Source organism: Caballeronia grimmiae, assembly GCF_000698555.1.
GTDB classification, from domain to species: Bacteria; Pseudomonadota; Gammaproteobacteria; order Burkholderiales; family Burkholderiaceae; genus Caballeronia; species Caballeronia grimmiae.
This window is the reverse complement of sequence record NZ_JFHE01000110.1, coordinates 1-1,480: the sequence shown is the minus strand read 5'-3', so window position 1 is coordinate 1,480 and position 1,480 is coordinate 1. Positions and strand designations below refer to the sequence as shown.

2 protein-coding genes are annotated in these 1,480 nt (G+C 63.4%); one reads left to right on the top strand and one right to left on the bottom strand.

Annotation, left to right across the window (positions count from 1 at the left end):
* The coding region (locus BG57_RS30800) for a divalent metal cation transporter (RefSeq protein ID WP_035971068.1) at positions 1–662 on the top strand (662 nt) is incomplete at its 5' end.
* Between the two features lie 7 nt (positions 663–669).
* On the opposite strand, the gene BG57_RS30795 is transcribed toward BG57_RS30800, so the two are convergent.
* The coding region (locus BG57_RS30795) for an OmpA family protein (protein WP_035971067.1) at positions 670–1,480 on the bottom strand (811 nt) is incomplete at its 5' end.

The window sequence follows — 1,480 nt, the reverse complement described above, 5'->3', positions numbered from 1 at the left end:
CGACGGTCATGCCGCATAACCTGTATCTGCATTCGTCGATCGTGCAGACGCGCGTGGTCTCTCGCGATGAGGCGAGCCTGGCTTCGGCGATCCGTCTTTCGCGGCTCGACACCATCGTGTCGCTCGTGCTCGCGCTGCTCATCAACGCGGCGATTCTGATTCTTGCGGCTTCCGCATTCCACGCAACGGGGCATACGCAAGTCACCGAAATCGAGGATGCGTACAAGCTGCTCGCGCCGATCGTCGGCACCGGGCTTGCGGCGATTCTTTTCGCGGTGACGCTGTTCGCTTCGGGTCAAAGCTCGACCTTCACCGGCACCATCGCGGGACAGGTCATCATGGAAGGGTTCTTGCGCCTGAAGATTCCGTGCTATCAGCGGCGTCTGATCACGCGGGCGCTCGCGCTGGTGCCGGCAGTGATCGGCGTGTATCTGATGGGCAACGGCGCGGTCGGCAAGCTGCTCGTGGCGAGTCAGGTCGTGCTGAGCCTGCAATTGCCGTTCGCACTTTATCCGTTGATTCGGATGACGAACGATCGCGCGCTGATGGGCAAGTTCGCGAACGCCTTGCATACGAAGGCGCTCGCGTGGCTGCTGTTCGCCGTGATCAGCGCGGCGAACGCGTGGCTCGTGGTGCAGACGGTGATGGACTGGTTCGCCTGACGCGCGCTTACTTGACTACGCCCACCTGCATGTTCGATTTCGCCGCGACCGCTGCGGGAGCGGCGGATTCGGCGGGCAGGGCCTGATCGCTCGTGGTGCGCCCGCCATCGCGGAAGAATGCGAGCTCGGCGGCCTTGTTCAGCACGAGAATGCTGATGCGGCGATTCGTCGGCTCGTCGATGACGTCCTTGTTGAGCGGAAGCGCATCGGCGAGGCCGCGCACCTGCAGCACCTTCGTTTCGTTCATGCCGCCCGCGACCAGCGCACGGCGCGCCGCGTTCGCACGTTCGCCCGACAGTTCCCAGTTCGAATAGCCTTTCTGGCTGCCCGAATAGGGCACGGCATCCGTATGGCCCGCAATCGACACGCGATTGTCGACATCGTTGAGCGAAGCGCCGATGTTCGACAGAATCGTCGTCACGTAGCTTTCGAGCTTCGAGCTGCCCGATGCGAACATCGGCCGCTTGAGCGAATCCACGATCTCGATGCGCAAGCCTTCGCTCGTGATCGCGATGCGGATCTGGTCCTTGAAGGCACGCAATGCGGGCGTGTTCTCGATGAGCGCGGTCAGCTTCTGCTTGAGCTGTTGCAGACGCTGCATGTCTTCCGCCGCAACCGAGGCGCGCGCCACCGAAGGCGGCACCGGCTGCGTCTGGCTCTTGCTGGCTTCGCCGGGACGCGAGCTGGACAGGTCCTTGCCGCCGCCGTTGATGATGCTGGTATGCGCCGACGCGCCGCCTTCGTTGCCGAAGAGCGCGGAGAGCGGCGTGTTGAAGTAGTCTTCGATGCCGGCTTTGTCGTACTTCGACGTGGAGCCG